The 15,180-nt window shown below is 72.5% G+C and carries 15 protein-coding genes; 10 read left to right on the forward strand and 5 right to left on the reverse strand.

Features of this window, described 5'->3' with window-relative positions:
• Window positions 1–51: 51 nt before the first annotated feature.
• The 3 genes from ACWGH4_RS16705 to ACWGH4_RS16715 form a co-directional block, all read right to left on the reverse strand.
• Window positions 52–744, reverse strand: a complete 693-nt coding sequence (locus ACWGH4_RS16705) for a gamma-glutamyl-gamma-aminobutyrate hydrolase family protein (protein ID WP_453461056.1) — start codon at window positions 742–744, stop codon at window positions 52–54.
• 7 nt (window positions 745–751) lie between these two features.
• Window positions 752–2,218, reverse strand: coding sequence for an ethanolamine permease (gene eat / locus ACWGH4_RS16710; RefSeq protein ID WP_453461059.1), 1,467 nt, complete (start codon window positions 2,216–2,218; stop codon window positions 752–754).
• Between the two features lie 178 nt (window positions 2,219–2,396).
• Window positions 2,397–3,137, reverse strand: coding sequence for a FadR/GntR family transcriptional regulator (locus ACWGH4_RS16715; RefSeq protein WP_307705489.1), 741 nt, complete (start codon window positions 3,135–3,137; stop codon window positions 2,397–2,399).
• A 77-nt stretch (window positions 3,138–3,214) separates the two neighbouring features.
• On the opposite strand from ACWGH4_RS16715, the gene ACWGH4_RS16720 reads away from it, so the two are divergent.
• From ACWGH4_RS16720 to ACWGH4_RS16735, 4 genes are read left to right on the forward strand one after another with little or no spacing between them, the layout of a single operon-like run.
• The gene (locus ACWGH4_RS16720) at window positions 3,215–4,579 is read left to right on the forward strand and encodes a glutamine synthetase family protein (protein ID WP_441265377.1); all 1,365 of its coding nucleotides are present in this window, start codon (window positions 3,215–3,217) and stop codon (window positions 4,577–4,579) included.
• An 8-nt stretch (window positions 4,580–4,587) separates the two neighbouring features.
• Entirely contained in the window at window positions 4,588–5,955 is a 1,368-nt protein-coding gene (locus ACWGH4_RS16725; RefSeq protein WP_453461064.1) for an aldehyde dehydrogenase family protein, read from the forward strand.
• Between the two features lie 6 nt (window positions 5,956–5,961).
• Window positions 5,962–6,744 (forward strand): 3-oxoacyl-ACP reductase, encoded by a 783-nt coding sequence (locus ACWGH4_RS16730; protein WP_453461067.1) that lies wholly within the window; start codon window positions 5,962–5,964, stop codon window positions 6,742–6,744.
• A 31-nt stretch (window positions 6,745–6,775) separates the two neighbouring features.
• Window positions 6,776–7,753 carry a DUF2510 domain-containing protein gene (locus tag ACWGH4_RS16735; protein WP_453461070.1) on the forward strand — a complete coding sequence of 326 codons (978 nt, stop codon included), beginning with the start codon at window positions 6,776–6,778 and terminating at the stop codon, window positions 7,751–7,753.
• A gap of 34 nt (window positions 7,754–7,787) precedes the next feature.
• On the opposite strand, the gene ACWGH4_RS16740 is transcribed toward ACWGH4_RS16735, so the two are convergent.
• On the reverse strand, window positions 7,788–8,990 hold the full coding sequence (locus ACWGH4_RS16740) for an amino acid deaminase/aldolase (protein ID WP_453461073.1): 1,203 nt from the start codon (window positions 8,988–8,990) through the stop codon (window positions 7,788–7,790).
• A 926-nt stretch (window positions 8,991–9,916) separates the two neighbouring features.
• On the opposite strand from ACWGH4_RS16740, the gene ACWGH4_RS16745 reads away from it, so the two are divergent.
• The 3 genes from ACWGH4_RS16745 to ACWGH4_RS16755 all read left to right on the forward strand — a co-directional run bounded on the left by ACWGH4_RS16745 (window position 9,917) and on the right by ACWGH4_RS16755 (window position 12,972).
• Window positions 9,917–10,771, forward strand: a complete 855-nt coding sequence (locus ACWGH4_RS16745; protein ID WP_453461075.1) for a hypothetical protein — start codon at window positions 9,917–9,919, stop codon at window positions 10,769–10,771.
• A complete protein-coding gene (mycP, locus tag ACWGH4_RS16750; RefSeq protein ID WP_453461078.1) occupies window positions 10,768–11,934 on the forward strand; it encodes a type VII secretion-associated serine protease mycosin in 1,167 nt (388 codons plus the stop codon). Before ACWGH4_RS16745 ends, mycP begins: the two co-directional genes overlap by 4 nt.
• 300 nt (window positions 11,935–12,234) lie before the next feature.
• Window positions 12,235–12,972, forward strand: a complete 738-nt coding sequence (locus ACWGH4_RS16755; RefSeq protein ID WP_453461081.1) for an SseB family protein — start codon at window positions 12,235–12,237, stop codon at window positions 12,970–12,972.
• 9 nt (window positions 12,973–12,981) lie between these two features.
• Here the strand turns inward: ACWGH4_RS16755 and ACWGH4_RS16760 are convergent, their stop codons facing one another.
• Entirely contained in the window at window positions 12,982–13,353 is a 372-nt protein-coding gene (locus tag ACWGH4_RS16760; RefSeq protein ID WP_189475166.1) for a DUF1844 domain-containing protein, read from the reverse strand.
• Window positions 13,354–13,705: 352 nt separating this feature from the next.
• On the opposite strand from ACWGH4_RS16760, the gene infC reads away from it, so the two are divergent.
• The 3 genes from infC to rplT all read left to right on the forward strand — a co-directional run bounded on the left by infC (window position 13,706) and on the right by rplT (window position 15,154).
• Window positions 13,706–14,356 (forward strand): translation initiation factor IF-3, encoded by a 651-nt coding sequence (gene infC / locus ACWGH4_RS16765; protein WP_005319591.1) that lies wholly within the window; start codon window positions 13,706–13,708, stop codon window positions 14,354–14,356.
• A gap of 120 nt (window positions 14,357–14,476) precedes the next feature.
• A complete protein-coding gene (gene rpmI / locus ACWGH4_RS16770) occupies window positions 14,477–14,671 on the forward strand; it encodes a 50S ribosomal protein L35 (protein WP_005319593.1) in 195 nt (64 codons plus the stop codon).
• Between the two features lie 99 nt (window positions 14,672–14,770).
• Window positions 14,771–15,154, forward strand: coding sequence for a 50S ribosomal protein L20 (rplT, locus tag ACWGH4_RS16775; protein ID WP_005319596.1), 384 nt, complete (start codon window positions 14,771–14,773; stop codon window positions 15,152–15,154).
• The last annotated feature ends 26 nt before the right edge of the window (window positions 15,155–15,180 follow it).

Below are 15,180 nucleotides of genomic sequence, written 5' to 3' on the forward strand. Positions count from 1 at the left end.
GCCCCCGGACCCCCGCGCCTCAAACGCCGGCGAGGCTGGAGTTGCCAGGCGTCACCGCGCCGCCGTCACCAGCGCCGTCATCACCCGGGTGTCCGACCCCATCTCCGGATGCCACTGCACCCCCAGCACCCAACCGCCGCCCTCCGCCGGTTCGATCGCCTCCACCGTGCCGTCGTCCTCCGCGTACGCACTCGGCACGAGGCCCTCGCCGAGGCGGTCCACCGACTGGTGGTGGTAGGTCGGGACGAGCGTCGCCTCGGGGGCGATCGAGCCGTACAGCGTTCCCGGCACCGGCTTCACGGGGTGCTCACCGAAGACCCCGACCGACGTCACGTGCCCCTCCAGGTGCTGCACCAGCGTCCCGCCGAGCGCGACGTTCAGCAGCTGCATGCCGCGGCAGATGCCCAGCAGCGGTGTGCCGGATGCCAGCGCCGCGCGGATCAGCGCCAGTTCCCACGCGTCGCGTTCGGGTGCCGGAGGGCCGGTGCGGGGCTCGCGCGGTGCGCCGTAGCGCTGGGGGTCGACATCGGGGCCGCCGGCGATGACCAGTCCGTCGACGCGGGCCACCGCGGCCTCGGCGAACGCCGGGTCGTCCGGCGGGAGCATCGCGGCGATGCCGCCCGCCGACTGCACGAGACGCGGGTAGCCGGTGGGCAGCAGCGCGGCCGGCAGTTCCCAGACGCCCCACCGGGCGGACGTCTCCCAGTAGGTGCTGATGCCGATGAGGGGCTTGGACACATGCATCAGGTTGTCACTTCCGTTCCAGTTCGGCCTCCGCGGCCGCCAGGGCCGCGAACTCCTCCTCCGGTGCCCGTGCCACCAGATGGTGGCGGCTGTAGAAGGCGAAGTAGGCGAGCGCCACGGCGTACACACCGAGTGCCATGAACGCGGCGTCCTTGTCCACCAGGAAGGTCGCGACCAGCGCGGACAGCGCGAGCACGAAGGCGACGGAGGAGGTGACGACGCCGCCCGGTGTCCGGTACGGGCGCGGCAGTTCCGGTTCCCGGCGGCGCAGCACGATGTGCGAGAGCGCCATCAGCGCGTAGCTGATCGTCGCGCCGAAGACGGCGATGTTCAGCATCCGCGCCCCGTTGCCGGTCCCCGCCGCCAGGGCGAAGCCGATCGCGCCGGGGATCAGCAGGCCGAGGTAGGGGGACTTGCGGCGGCTGGTCAGTGACAGGAAGCGGGGCAGGTAGCCGGCCCGGGAGAGGGCGAAGAGCTGCCGGGAGCCCGCGTAGATCAGCGAGAAGAACGAGGCCACGAGTCCGGCGAGGCCCGCGTAGTTGACGAAACGGCTCAGCGCGGTCGGGTCGCCGTCGCCCTGGAGGGCGACCACCAGCGGGTTGCCGGCCTCCTGGATGGCGGCCGAGCCGCGGGCGCCGCTCGCCGCGAAGAAGGTCAGCAGCGCGAGCAGCACCAGGATGCCCATGGAGATCGCCAGCGCCCTGGGCATGGACCGCACGGGGTCCTTCGCCTCCTCCGCCGCCAGCGGCACGCCCTCCACGCCGAGGAAGAACCACATGCCGAACGGGAAGGCGGCCCAGATGCCGAGCAGGCCGAACGGCAGCCAGGAGCTCGCGCCGAACGCCTCCGTGTCGACGGGGATGTCGTCGAGTCCGCCCGCGCTGAACTCGGTGAACGCTCCCACCGCGAAGATCAGCAGCGCCGCGACGGCGATGGCGGTCACGACGAGGCTGAAGCGCAGGGCCTCGCCGACGCCCCAGAGGTGGATGCCGATGAAGATCGCGAAGCAGGCCAGGTAGACCGGCCAGCCTGACTCCAGTCCGAACAGGCCCAGCGATTCGACGTAGTCGCCGATGAAGATGGAGATCGCGGCGGGGGCGAGGATGTACTCGATGAGGATCGCGGTGCCGGTGAGGAAACCGCCCCAGGTCCCGAGCGCGCGCCGGGCGAAGCCGTAGCCGCCGCCCGCGGTGGGCAGGATCGCGGAGAGTTCCGCGAGCGCGAACACGAGACAGGCGTACATCGCGCCCATCAGGAGGGTGGCGACGGCGAGGCCGCCGAAACCGCCCTTCGAGAGTCCGATGTTCCAGCCGGAGAAGTCGCCGGAGACGACATACGCGACGCCGAGTCCGGTCAGCAGCAGCCATCCGGCGCTGCCTCTGCGCAGGGTGCGCCGGTTCAGGTAGGCGTCCGACTCCGGGTCGGATCCGGGTGGGGCGGCGGACGGGGGGCGCGATGTGGTGCCTTCAGCCATGGTCGCTCCTGGCTCAGGTCAAAGGTTTGTGCGGACACCTTTGCGGCACTCCGGCGGCAGCGCAAGCCCTGTGCGTAAACCCGGCGTTACGGATCCGCCCGCCGCCTCCTCGCGCGTGGTCGTGCGCCTGACCGTGCCGACCGTCCGGCGTCCCGCCCCTTCGCCCCCGGCCCGGCGCTCACGCCAGGAAGCCCCGCAGCAGCGCCGCCGTCCCCTCGCAGTGCTCGCGCATCACCTCGCGCGCCCCGTCCGGGTCGCCGTCGAGCACGGCCTCGACCAGTGCCGTGTGCTGGTGCTGCGAGTGCTCCAGGTTCCTCACGAGCAGCGGGATGCAGTCCAGCAGGTCGTTCAGGGTGGCCCGGACCGCCGCGTACTGCGCGGTGAGCGAGGCCGAACCGGACAGCTCGGCCAGGGTCAGGTGGAGCAGCGTGTCCTGCCTGCGGTACTCGGTGAGCGGCGCGTCGTGCGTCGCCGTCAGGGCCGTGCGCAGCCGCAGCGCGCCGTCGTCGGTGAGGCCGTGGGCCGCGCACAGACCGGCCGCCCCCACCTCCAGCACCTCGCGGAAACGCAGGGTGTCCTCCACGTCCACGCCCGCGACCCGGCGGCGCAGTTCCTCCTCGCCGTGGCTGTCGGGGCGGTGCAGGACGAACGTTCCGCCGTAGCGGCCGCGGCGGCTCTCCACCAGCCCCTGGTCGGTGAGCACCTTGAGCACCTCGCGCAGGGTGACCCGGCTGATGCCCATGCGCTCCGCCAGTTCCCGTTCGGCCGGCAGCCGCTCCCCGCCCGGCACCAGTCCGAGGCGCAGCAGCTGAAGGATCTGCTCGAGCGCCTCCTCGAAGCCGTTGCCCGCCCGCACGGGGCGCAGCACCGGTGTCAGCCGGTCCGTCGGCGTGCCCGCGGCCCCACCTGTCTTCGCCACCTCGCGTTTCCCCTTCCCAAGCAATGGTCTTCAGTAATACCTTATGGCTCCCGGCTGACCCAAGGAGGCACTGTCCCGTGGCAGACCGCAAACCCCCGCTCGCCCTCGACGAACTGCGAGCACTCGTCGCGAGCGGCGAGATCGACACCGTCGTCCTGGCCTTCCCCGACATGCAGGGACGACTGCAGGGCAAACGGTTCGCCGCCCCCTTCTTCCTCGACGAGGTCGTCGAGCACGGCACCGAGGGCTGCAACTACCTCCTCGCCGTCGACACCGACATGAACACGGTCGACGGATACGAGATGTCGTCCTGGGAACGCGGCTACGGCGACTTCGCCATGCACCCGGATCTCACCACGCTGCGCAGGATCCCCTGGCACGAGGGCACCGCACTCGTCATCGCCGACCTGGCGTGGGACGAGGGCCGGCCCGTCGTCGCCGCCCCCCGCCAGATCCTCCGGGCCCAGCTCGAGCGCCTCGCCGAGCACGGACTCACGGCCCACGTCGGCACTGAGCTCGAGTTCATCGTCTTCAAGGACACCTATGAACAGGCCTGGGACAGCGGCTACCACGGCCTCACCCCGGCCAACCAGTACAACATCGACTACTCGGTCCTCGGCACCGGCCGCATCGAGCCCCTGCTGCGCCGCATCCGCAACGAGATGACCGGCGCCGGGCTGACCGTCGAGTCGGCCAAGGGCGAGTGCAACCCGGGCCAGCACGAGATCGTCTTCAAGTACGACGAGGCCCTCGTCACCTGCGACCAGCACGCCGTCTACAAGACCGGCGCGAAGGAGATCGCCGCCCAGGAAGGCGTCTCCCTCACCTTCATGGCGAAGTACAACGAGCGCGAGGGCAACTCCTGCCACATCCATCTGTCCCTGCGGGACACCGACGGCCGGGGCGTCATGGCCGGGGACGGCCCCGACGGCATGTCGCCGCTCATGCGGCACTTCCTCGCCGGCCAGCTCGCCGCACTGCGCGACTTCTCCCTGCTGTACGCGCCGACCGTCAACTCCTACAAGCGCTTCCGCCCCGGCTCCTTCGCCCCGACCGCAGTCGCCTGGGGCCACGACAACCGCACCTGCGCCCTCCGCGTCGTCGGCCACGGCCCCTCGACACGCTTCGAGAACAGGCTGCCCGGCGGGGACGTCAACCCGTATCTCGCCGTCGCCGGCCTTGTCGCCGCCGGCCTGCACGGCATCGAGCAGCGGCTGGAACTCCCCGACGCCTGCACGGGCAACGCCTACTCCGGCGACTACGAACACGTCCCCACCACCCTGCGCGACGCCGCCGAGCTCTGGGAGAACAGCCCCGTCGCCAAGGCCGCCTTCGGTGACGCCGTCGTCGCCCACTACCGGAACATGGCGCGCGTCGAACTCGAGGCCTTCGACTCCGCGGTGACCGACTGGGAGCTCCGCCGCTCCTTCGAACGCATGTGAGGCACCCCTTGGCTGACACGCACCACGACGTACTCGACCCGGCCACCGGACACGTCGTGCGGACCGTCCCCGCGACGACCGTCGCGGAGGTCGACGCCGCCGTCGCCCGCGCCGCGAGGGCCCAGGAGCAGTGGGCGGCCGCCGCGCCCGCCGACCGGGCCCGGCTGCTGCGCCGCTTCGCCGCCGTCGTCGACGACCACCTCGAGGAACTGGCCCGGCTCGAGGTCCTCCAGGCGGGCCACACCATCGGCAACGCCCGGTGGGAAGCGGGCAACGTCCGCGACCTGCTCGACTACGCCGCCGGGGGAGTGGAGCGCCTGAACGGCCGGCAGATCCCCGTCCCCGGCGGCATGAACTTCACCATCCTCGAACCGCTCGGCGTCGTCGGCGTGATCGCGCCATGGAACTTCCCCATGCCGATCGCCGCCTGGGGCACGGCCCCCGCACTCGCCGCCGGCAACGCCGTCCTGCTCAAGCCGGCCGAGACCACCCCCCTGACCGCCCTGCGCCTCGCCGAACTCGCCCTGCTGGCCGGCCTGCCCGAGCACCTCTTCCAGGTGCTGCCCGGCGCCGGTGACGTGACCGGCGACGCGCTCGTCGAGCACCCCGGCGTCGCGAAGATCGTCTTCACCGGCTCCACCAGGGTCGGCAAGAGCATCATGGCCAAGTGCGCGGAGCGCGTGAAGCGGGTGACCCTCGAACTCGGCGGCAAGAGCCCCAACATCGTCTTCGCCGACGCCGACCTGGACGCCGCCGCGGCCGCCACCCCCATGTCCTTCCTCGACAACAGCGGACAGGACTGCTGCGCCCGCACCCGGATCCTCGTGCAGGCATCGGTGTACGACCGCTTCCTGGAACTGCTCGCCCCCGCGATCGAATCGGTCGTCGTCGGCGATCCGTCCGACGAGAAGACGCAGATGGGCCCGCTGATCTCGCGCACCCAGCTGGATCGGGTACGCGGCTACGTCCCCGACGGCGCCAAGGCGATCCGGGGCACCGCCCCCGACGGACCGGGCTTCTGGTTCCCGCCGACGGTCCTCACCGACATCGCCCCGGACGCGCCCGCCGCCTGCGAAGAGATCTTCGGACCGGTCGCCGCCGTGATCCCCTTCGAGGACGAGGAGGACGCCGTACGGCTCGCCAACGCCACCGAATACGGCCTCTCCGGCTCCCTCTGGACCCGCGACGTGGCACGTGCCCTGCGCGTCTCCCGCGCCGTCCGCGCCGGCAACCTCTCCGTCAACTCCCACTCCAGCGTCCGCTACTGGACCCCGTTCGGCGGCTACAAGCAGTCCGGGCTCGGCCGTGAACTCGGCCCCGACGCGCTCACCGCTTTCACCGAGACCAAGAACGTCTTCATCAGCACGGAGGCCTGAGACACCATGACCGAGAACCCGCTCTGCCGCCGCCTCGAAGGCCGCACCGCAGTGATCACCGGCGCCGGCAGCGGCATCGGCCTCGCGGCCGCGCGCCGGCTCGCCTCCGAGGGCGCGAAGGTCGTCTGCGGCGACATCGACGAAACCGCGGGCAAGACCGCGGCCGACGAGGTCGGCGGCACCTTCGTACGCGTCGACGTCACCGACGCCGAACAGGTCGAGGCACTGTTCAAGGCCGCGTACGACACCTACGGCAGCGTCGACATCGCCTTCAACAACGCCGGCATCTCGCCCCCCGACGACGACTCGATCCTCACCACCGGCATCGACGCGTGGCGGCGTGTCCAGGAGGTCAACCTCACCTCCGTCTACCTGTGCTGCAAGGCGGCCATCCCCTACATGCAGCGCCAGGGCAGGGGCTCGATCATCAACACCGCCTCCTTCGTGGCGATCATGGGAGCCGCCACCTCCCAGATCTCCTACACCGCCTCCAAGGGCGGCGTGCTCGCCATGTCACGGGAACTGGGCGTGCAGTTCGCCCGCGAGGGGATCCGGGTCAACGCCCTGTGCCCGGGGCCGGTCAACACCCCGCTGCTCCAAGAGCTGTTCGCCAAGGACCCGGAGCGGGCCGCACGGCGCCTGGTGCACATCCCGGCCGGCCGTTTCGCGGAGGCCGACGAGATCGCCGCCGCAGTCGCCTTCCTCGCCAGCGACGACTCGTCGTTCGTCAACGCCACGGACTTCCTGGTCGACGGCGGGATCTCCGGGGCGTACGTGACCCCTCTGTAGCCAGGCCCCCCGCCGCCCATAAGGTGGCGGGATGAGCATGACGACCCCTCCCGGCTGGTACCCGGACCCCAACGCGCCGCACACCGAACGCTGGTGGGACGGCACGGCCTGGACCGCGCACTCCCGCGCGGCCCAGGCCACGGGCGGCGTGCCGGGACATCCGCCGCAGGGAACGGGCGGGACGTTCGGACCCCCGCAGCCGCACACCGTCCCGATGCGGCCCGCCGGCACCGGCCCGGGCGGCAGCGGCAGCGGCAACAAGCGGCTCATGGCGCTCGCCGCCGCCGGGGTCGTGCTCGTCGCGGCGGTCGCGACCGGGGCCGTACTCCTCGGCGACGACGGCGGGTCCACCCCGAAGACCGCACCGACCAGCAGCCCGACGCCCGCCCCGGTGACGGCCGACCCGAAGAACAGCGCCACCGCGTCGCCCCCCGCGACCGAGGACGCCACGGTGCTCGAGGACCAGCTCAACGGCATCACCGTCGCCATCCCGGACGGCTGGGTGCGGGCCACCAGCTCCCTCGAGGAGGGCGCCACGATCTACACGGACGAGACCTACGACTGCCCCGGAGGAGGGTCCTCCCTCTGCCGCCACGGCCGGGTCTCCTCCCTCGCCGCGAACACGGCCGCAGCCACGGCGGAGGCCGTGGCCAAGGAGGACATCTCCCTGTACGCGGAAAAGGTGTACGGCGAGGACACCCTCGGCAACCGTCCCCACGGCGGCATCGAGTCCCACAAGGTCCTCAAGTCGCAGAACTTCGCCGTCGCGGGGAAGGCCGGCTATCTGGTGCGCTGGCAGGTCGTCACCGGCGCCGGTCCCGGCGGCTACGTGCAGACGATCGCCTTCCCCTCACCCGCCGGCACCGGGGCGCTGATGGTCGTCCGCTTCGCCTTCGACGCGGCCCCGTCCGCACCCGGGCTCGACGTGATGGACGAAGTGGCCGCGAGCATCCGCCCCGTCGGCGAGACCACGGGGGGCGGCGTCGGCAGCAGCATCGGCCCCGGCTGACGGTCCACCGCCGCGGCAGGGCCGCGCACCGGCCTCAGAGGAAGGTGCGGCCCTCGCCCCGGTACGTCGGCGCGGTGCCCGTCACACGGTCGCCCTCGACGAGGTGCAGACTGTCGAAACGCTCGCACAGCTCACCGGCCTTGGCATGCCGGAACCACACCTTGTCGCCGATCAGCAGATCGTCGGCGGGCGGACCCAGCAGCGGCGTCTGCACCTCGCCCGCCCCCTCCTGGGGGTCGTAGCGCAGCCCCTCGGGCAGCCACGGCACGGGCAGCCGGTCCCGGCCCGCGGCACCGGAGGCGGGATAGCCGCCGCCGAGCACCGTGACCGCTCCCACACCGGGCCGGCGCACCACCGGCTGCGCGAACAGCGCGGCGGGCCGGGCCGTGAACGACGTGTAGTTGTCGAACAGGCGCGGCGCGTACAGGCCGGAACCGGCCGCGATCTCCGTGACCGCGTCCTCGGCCGCCGTGTGCTGCACGCTGCCGGTGCCGCCGCCGTTGACGAACTCCAGACCGGGCTCCACCGCCCGCACCGCCCGCACCACGGCCGCCCGGCGGGCCGCCAACTCCCTACGGGCCGCCCGCTGCATCAGCCGCACGGCACGCGAACGCACCGGCGAACCGGCGACCGCGTCGCCCACACCGGCGACATGGCCCTCGTACGCCATCAGCCCCACCAGACGGAAACCCGGGCGGCGAGCGATCGACCTCGCCATCTCAGCGAGCCGGGCAGGCTCACGCAGCGGCGAACGCCGCGCGCCGACCCTGACCCGGCCCCCCAACAGGTGGAGCGCCGTGTCCAGTTCGAGGCAGAGCCGGATCTCCTCCGTGCCACCGGCGCGCGAGGCGTCGATGAGCTCCAGCTGCTCGGGATCGTCGACCATCACCGTCACGGCGGCGGCGAGCTTGGGATCAGCGGCGAGCTCGGCGAAACCGGCCCGGTCCGCGGAGGGATAGGCGAGCAGCACGTCGTCGAAACCGGCCCGCGCCAGCCAGATCGATTCGTCCAGCGTGAACGACATGATCCCGGCGAACCCGTCCATGGCCAGCACCCGTTCGAGCAACGCCCGGCAGCGCACCGACTTGCTGGCGACGCGCACGGGCTTTCCTCCGGCCCTGCGCACCAGATCGCCGGCGTTGGCGTCGAAGGCCTCGAGATCGACGATCGCGACGGGTGCGTCGAGGTGGGCGGTGGCCTTGTCGTAACGGGCCCGGTCTGCGGAACGGGGAGTCATGGCCCGAGCTTGCCAGACAGGAATACCCCGGGGTAGGGGATGTTTTGGGCAGATCCCCACGGACCGCAAGCAGGTGGCCGACGCCGTCGATCGTGCCCGTTAGAGTGACGGCACGAGGTGACGCAGCGCCTGCCCGGACGGGTGATCAGCCGGCGGTACGTGATTGAGCAACGGGGGGTGGAATGAGCACGGAGGCGCAGCGCCCTTCCGGCCCGCAGCCCCCGCCCCGCTCCCGCATCTCGGACGCCTTGCTGCCCCCGGACGACGATGCCTCCGGCCCGTCCCGCTCCGGCCCGCCCTCGACGCCTCCGGCCGCGCCGCCGACGCCGCCCGCGCCGGGCTCTCCCGCAACTCCGCCCGCTCCTGGCTCTGCCACGGCGGCTCCGGGTACGTCCGCTCCTGGCTCTGCCACGGCGCGTCCCGGTACGCCCGACACGACGGCTCCCCGCACTCCTGCCGCCCGGTCGGGTGCCGCGGCACCCCCGGCCCGGGCCGGGGCCGGCGTGCCGTCGGCGCGCCCGGGCACGGGCGCGGTCCCCGATCGCCCCGTCTCCCCTCCGCCGCCCGCCGGTTCCACCCAGGCCGCGCCGCCGCGCGCCGCCGCGCCGGGACCTGCGGCCCCTGCCCGGCCGGTTTCCCCGCCGCGTCCCCCCGCCGTGCCGCCGTCCCGCCCCGCCACGGGCGTGGAACGTCCCGCCGCCGTGCCGCCGTCCCGGCCTGCCACCGGCCCGGACCGGCCTTCCGCGCCACACACGGCCCCGCCGGGAGCGGTGCCGCCGCCCCGGCCCGGCCGCCCGGACGGACCCGCCGACGGGTCGATCCCCGAGGTCGAGACCACCACGCGGCTCCGGCCCGTCACCGACGGGCCCCGCCCGCCGGCCCCGGCCCGCCCCGCGCGCCCGCCGCGGCCGGTCGGCAGCGTCGACATGACCCCTCGGCCCGACGCGCCGCGCCCTCCCGCCCAGCTGTGGATCCCGCCGGAGACGCCGGCCGAGATGACGACCCGGCTGCGTCCCGTACGCACCCGGCATCCCGCACGGACCGTCGGGGCCGTCGCCGCCGTCGTGCTCGGTCTCGGGCTGATCGGCGGAGCCGTCACCGGCACCTGGCTGACCGGCGACTCGAGCGCCGACACGGCCGAGGAGAACGTCTACGCCGAGGTGCGTACCGCCTGGCACAGCGTCCCCGTGGACACCCTCTTTCCGCGGAAGCTCGACGGCGACGGAGCCGGGCCCGGCGGCGCGGACCGCGTCTGGACCCGGATCGCCGTCGCACCCGACAGCGACTGCGCCACCGCGCTCGACCCGCTGCTCACGAAGGCGCTGGAGCCCGTCGGCTGCGCCCGCGTCCTGCGCGCCACGTACACCGACGCGACGGCCAGCAGCGTCACCACCGTCGGCCTGATCTTCACCGAGGCGGACGAGAAGGGGATGCTCGCCCTGCACAACCGGTTCACGACCGAGTCGCTCGGCGAGCGCACCGACCTGATGCCCCGCACATTCCCGGCCAAGGGCACCGTCTCCGCCGGATTCGGCGACGAGCAGCGCGCCAGCTGGACGGTGGAGGTCGTGACCGAGGCCCCGGTCGTCGTCTACGCCGTCTCCGGCTTCGCCGACGGCCGTGCCGTGGCCGACCCCCAGCCGGCCGACGAGGCCCAGGCCGAGGGCGCCACGAACGCGCCCGCCCAGGCGGGGCTCGGCCACGAGGCCACCGGGATCGCGGAACGCATCGAGAAGGGCCTGCGCGGCGCCGTGGGCAAGCGCACGGAGGAGCCGCGATGAGACGCCACCGCCTACGCATCGTCGCCGCCCTCGCCGCCGCCTCCTTCGTCGTACTGCCGGCGACGCCCGCGCACGCGGACGGCATCCGGGCCCAGCAGTGGAGCCTCGACGCCATGAACACCGAGGAGGCATGGCGGACCACCAAGGGCGAGGGCATCACCGTCGCCGTGCTCGACACCGGTGTGGACGACCAGCATCCCGACCTGGCCGGCTCCGTCCTGCCGGGCAAGGACTTCATCGGCTTCGGCGCCGAACGCGGCGACAGCACCTGGGCCCGGCACGGCACCGCGATGGCAGGCATCGTCGCCGCCCACGGCCACGGCCCGGGACAGGAGTCGGGCGTCCTCGGCATCGCCCCTGAGGCGAAGATCCTGCCGGTCCGCGTGATCCTCGAGGGCAAGGACAAGGCCCGCGACAGGGCGCGCAAGACCCGCGGCACGGCCCTGGCCCAGGGCATCCGCTGGGCCGCCGACCAGGGAGCCGACGTCATCAACCTCTCGCTCGGCGACGACAGCGAGTCCGCGCACCCCGAGGCGGGCGAGGACGCGGCCGTCCAGTACGCGCTCTCCAAGGGCTCGGTCGTCGTGGCCTCCGCCGGCAACGGCGGCGAGAAGGGCGACCGCATCTCCTACCCCGCCGCCTACCCGGGCGTGATCGCGGTGACCGCCGTCGACCGATGGGGCACCCACGCGTCGTTCTCCACCCGCCGCTGGTACGCCACCGTCAGCGCGCCGGGCGTGAACATCGTCATCGCCGACCCCGACCGCCGCTACTACGAGGGCTGGGGGACCAGCGCGGCTGCGGCCTTCGTGTCCGGTGCGGTCGCCCTTGTGCGCTCGGCGCACCCGGACCTCACACCCGCACAGATCAAGAAGCTCCTCATCGACACCGCGCGCGACGCCCCCAAGGGCGGCCGTGACGACTCCAAGGGCTACGGCATGGTCGACCCCGCCGCGGCGATCAGCGAGGGAGCCCGGCTGCGCCCCGGCGACCCGAAGGCGGCCACGGCGGGCTACCGCGAGGAGTTCTTCGGCCCGGGCCCCGAGCCCGAGGGCGCGGCCGGCGGCCCTGGCGGCTGGCTCGCCCTGGCCGCCGGCGGCGCCGGCGCGCTGCTCCTGGCCATGGCCGTGGTCCTCTGGCGCGGCGGTCGCACACGCCCCTGACCGACGGCCGCCGACACTCGTGACCTCGGTGGCGCATGACGCGGCGCGGCCGTACCCCCACTCAGCCGGCGCCGGCGCCGGCGCACCGCCGCTCGTGACGGGTGGCCATACACGTCCCCGTGACGCGGTGGCCGGCTTCACCACCGGCCCTGGCCCCGTGCCCGCAAACGCCCCGTGACGCGGCACCCGCACACGCCACCGCTGAGCGGCCGTACCGCTCTCCGCGGCCCGGTGGCCACCGCCGCACCCGCCCCGGCAGCCGCCGACAGGCGGCCGCGGGCAGGGCGTTAGGCTCGGTGCGTGGCGCTGAAGAACATTCCCGACCCCGGTTTCTCCGACGACGACGGCACCGCCGACCCGGCCCTGGAGGCGGCGCTCGCCGCCTGGTCCGTGGACCGCGGTGCCGAGCAGCCGGTGCTGGAGGCGCTCCGGGGCGCCCGGCTCCTGGTCCCGATCGTCGCCGTGCTCGGTGAGGTCGAGGAGGACCCGCAGACCGGTCTGCGCCGTGAGAAGACCAGCGACATGGCCGTGCCGACGCTCACGGCCGGCTCCCGCCGGGCGCTGCCCGCGTTCACGTCGATCGCCTCGCTCGCACGGTGGGACCCGAAGGCCCGTCCCGTCGCCGTGCCGCTGCACCAGGCGCTCCGGGCGGCGGCCCACGAGAAGGCGGACACCGTCGTGCTCGACCTGGCCGGGCCGGTCCCGTACCAGCTCACCGGTCCCGCCCTGCTCGCCCTCGCGGAGGGCCGCACCAGCACCGACCCGCTCGCCGACCCGGCGGTCACCGGGGCGGTGCGCACGGTGATCGCCGCCGAACCGGCGGTGCTGCGGGCCCACCTCGGTCCCGGCCGGGACTCGGACGGCACGCTCGCCCTGGTGCTGGCCGCGGACGCCGAGCCGGCGGAGGCGGGCGGCCGCGTCGCGCGGGCGCTCGCGGCGGACGACGTACTGAGGGCCCGCCTGGTGCGGGGCCTCGACCTGGCACTGCTGCCTGCCGGGGCCACCCCTCCGGGCGAGCCCTTCTACGTAAAGGAATAGGCCGGCCGGTCAGCCGTAGACGGGGCCGGTGTACTTCTCGCCGGGGCCCTGGCCCGGCTCGTCCGGCACCAGCGACGCCTCACGGAAGGCGAGCTGCAGGGACTTCAGACCGTCCCGAAGCGGCGCCGCGTGGAACGAGCTGATCTCCGTGGTGCTCGCGTCGAGCAGTCCGGCGAGGGCGTGCACCAGCTTGCGTGCCTCGTCCAGATCCTTGTGGTCCTCGGCGTCGTCGGTCAGGCCGAGCTTGACGGCCGCCGCGCTCATCAGGTTCACCGCGACCGTGACGATCACCTCGACGGCCGGGACCTCGGCGATGTCGCGCGCCATGGCGTCGAAGTCGGGTGATTCGGGTGTTTCGTTCGGGGAGGTCGCGTCACTCATGACGCACACGATATGCCCCGTCCCTCGCGACCCGGCCCCGGCCACCGGTTAGCCCCGCCCCCCGGGAGCTGCTAACCTTGTGTGATGACCGGCTGGACACGTCCGTGTCCGGCCCACAAGTGGAGGCTCCGATCTCCCACCTGGCTGTCCCTCGGGACGGCGGGTCACCGGTCAGGCGGCCACCATCGTTCCGTACGGACGATGGAGTCGCCCGATGTGCGCCCCGCGGTACACCGCGGCGGTGCTCCGGTATTCAAGGAGCTGCCGCCTGTGTCCCGTCCGGGGCATTTTTGACGTTCCGGGGCGGTTGGTCTGACGAAACAGACGTTACGCGGCTGTCTGCCAGACATCCGTGTGGTGCTACTTAGGAGGATCCATCAGCGCCGAGCCCCGCATCAACGACCGGATTCGCGTTCCCGAGGTGCGACTTGTCGGTCCCAGCGGCGAGCAGGTCGGGATTGTTCCGCTTGCCAAGGCCCTTGAGCTTGCTCAGGAGTACGACCTCGACCTCGTCGAGGTGGCGGCGAATGCCCGTCCGCCCGTCTGCAAGCTCATGGACTACGGGAAGTTCAAGTACGAGTCGGCCATGAAGGCCCGTGAGGCGCGCAAGAACCAGGCGCACACGGTCATCAAGGAAATGAAGCTCCGGCCGAAGATCGATCCGCACGACTACGACACCAAAAAGGGTCACGTCGTCCGGTTCCTCAAGCAGGGCGACAAGGTCAAGATCACGATCATGTTCCGTGGTCGTGAGCAGTCCCGCCCCGAACTTGGCTTCCGTCTGCTGCAGCGCCTCGCCGCGGACGTAGAGGATCTCGGCTTCATCGAGTCGAACCCGAAGCAGGACGGCCGGAACATGATCATGGTTCTCGGCCCCCACAAGAAGAAGACCGAGGCGATGGCCGAGGCGCGTGAGGCCCAGGCCGCACGCAAGGCGGAGCGCCAGGGCTCGCCGGAGGGCGAGGGCGTCGACGCCCCGACCGACACACCTTCCGAGGCGTGACCGAGGGGCTGCCCCCGTGGCAGCCCCGGGTCCGGCCCGGAAACCACAACCAAGATCTGACGCTCCCGTAGTCCGGTGCCCGCACCGGGGGAGCGCCACTGACGAGGAGATAACGGCGCGATGCCGAAGAACAAGACGCACAGCGGTGCCAAGAAGCGCTTCAAGATCACCGGCTCCGGCAAGGTGCTCCGTGAGCGCGCCGGCAAGCGCCACCTGCTCGAGCACAAGCCGTCCAAGCTGACGCGCCGCCTGACCGGCAACGCCGAGATGGCCCCGGGCGACTCGAAGACCATCAAGAAGCTTCTCGGCAAGTGACGTTCGTGTCCCTTCGCCGGGGACACGCGCCGAGACCGGGACCAATTCGTTTCCGGGCCGTGTGAGCACAACCACGGCCCCGCTACAAGGAGTTAACAAGTGGCACGCGTCAAGCGGGCAGTCAACGCCCACAAGAAGCGCCGGGCGATCCTCGAGCAGGCCAGCGGTTACCGCGGTCAGCGTTCGCGCCTGTACCGCAAGGCCAAGGAGCAGGTCACCCACTCCCTGGTCTACAACTACAACGACCGCAAGAAGCGCAAGGGCGACTTCCGTCAGCTGTGGATCCAGCGCATCAACGCCGCTGCACGCCAGAACGGCATGACGTACAACCGCCTCATCCAGGGTCTGAAGGCCGCCAACATCGAGGTGGACCGCAAGATCCTGGCCGAGCTCGCCGTGAACGACGCGGGCGCGTTCGCAGCGCTCGTCGAGGTTGCGCAGAAGGCCCTGCCGAGCGACGTCAACGCCCCCAAGGCCGCCTGATCCAGGCCCACCTTCCAGGTAGTACG

It is taken from the genome of Streptomyces sp. NPDC054847 (assembly GCF_053610925.1).

Excerpts from the sequence above, each read along its gene's own strand:
- eat (WP_453461059.1), bottom strand. The coding sequence starts at position 2,218 with ATGGCTGAAGGCACCACATCGCGCCCCCCGTCCGCCGCCCCACCCGGA.
- ACWGH4_RS16745 (WP_453461075.1), top strand. The coding sequence starts at position 9,917 with ATGACCCCTCGGCCCGACGCGCCGCGCCCTCCCGCCCAGCTGTGGATC.
- mycP (WP_453461078.1), top strand. The coding sequence starts at position 10,768 with ATGAGACGCCACCGCCTACGCATCGTCGCCGCCCTCGCCGCCGCCTCC.
- ACWGH4_RS16730 (WP_453461067.1), top strand. The coding sequence starts at position 5,962 with ATGACCGAGAACCCGCTCTGCCGCCGCCTCGAAGGCCGCACCGCAGTG.
- ACWGH4_RS16735 (WP_453461070.1), top strand. The coding sequence starts at position 6,776 with ATGAGCATGACGACCCCTCCCGGCTGGTACCCGGACCCCAACGCGCCG.
- ACWGH4_RS16740 (WP_453461073.1), bottom strand. The coding sequence starts at position 8,990 with ATGACTCCCCGTTCCGCAGACCGGGCCCGTTACGACAAGGCCACCGCC.
- rpmI (WP_005319593.1), top strand. The coding sequence starts at position 14,477 with ATGCCGAAGAACAAGACGCACAGCGGTGCCAAGAAGCGCTTCAAGATC.
- ACWGH4_RS16760 (WP_189475166.1), bottom strand. The coding sequence starts at position 13,353 with ATGAGTGACGCGACCTCCCCGAACGAAACACCCGAATCACCCGACTTC.
- ACWGH4_RS16705 (WP_453461056.1), bottom strand. The coding sequence starts at position 744 with ATGCATGTGTCCAAGCCCCTCATCGGCATCAGCACCTACTGGGAGACG.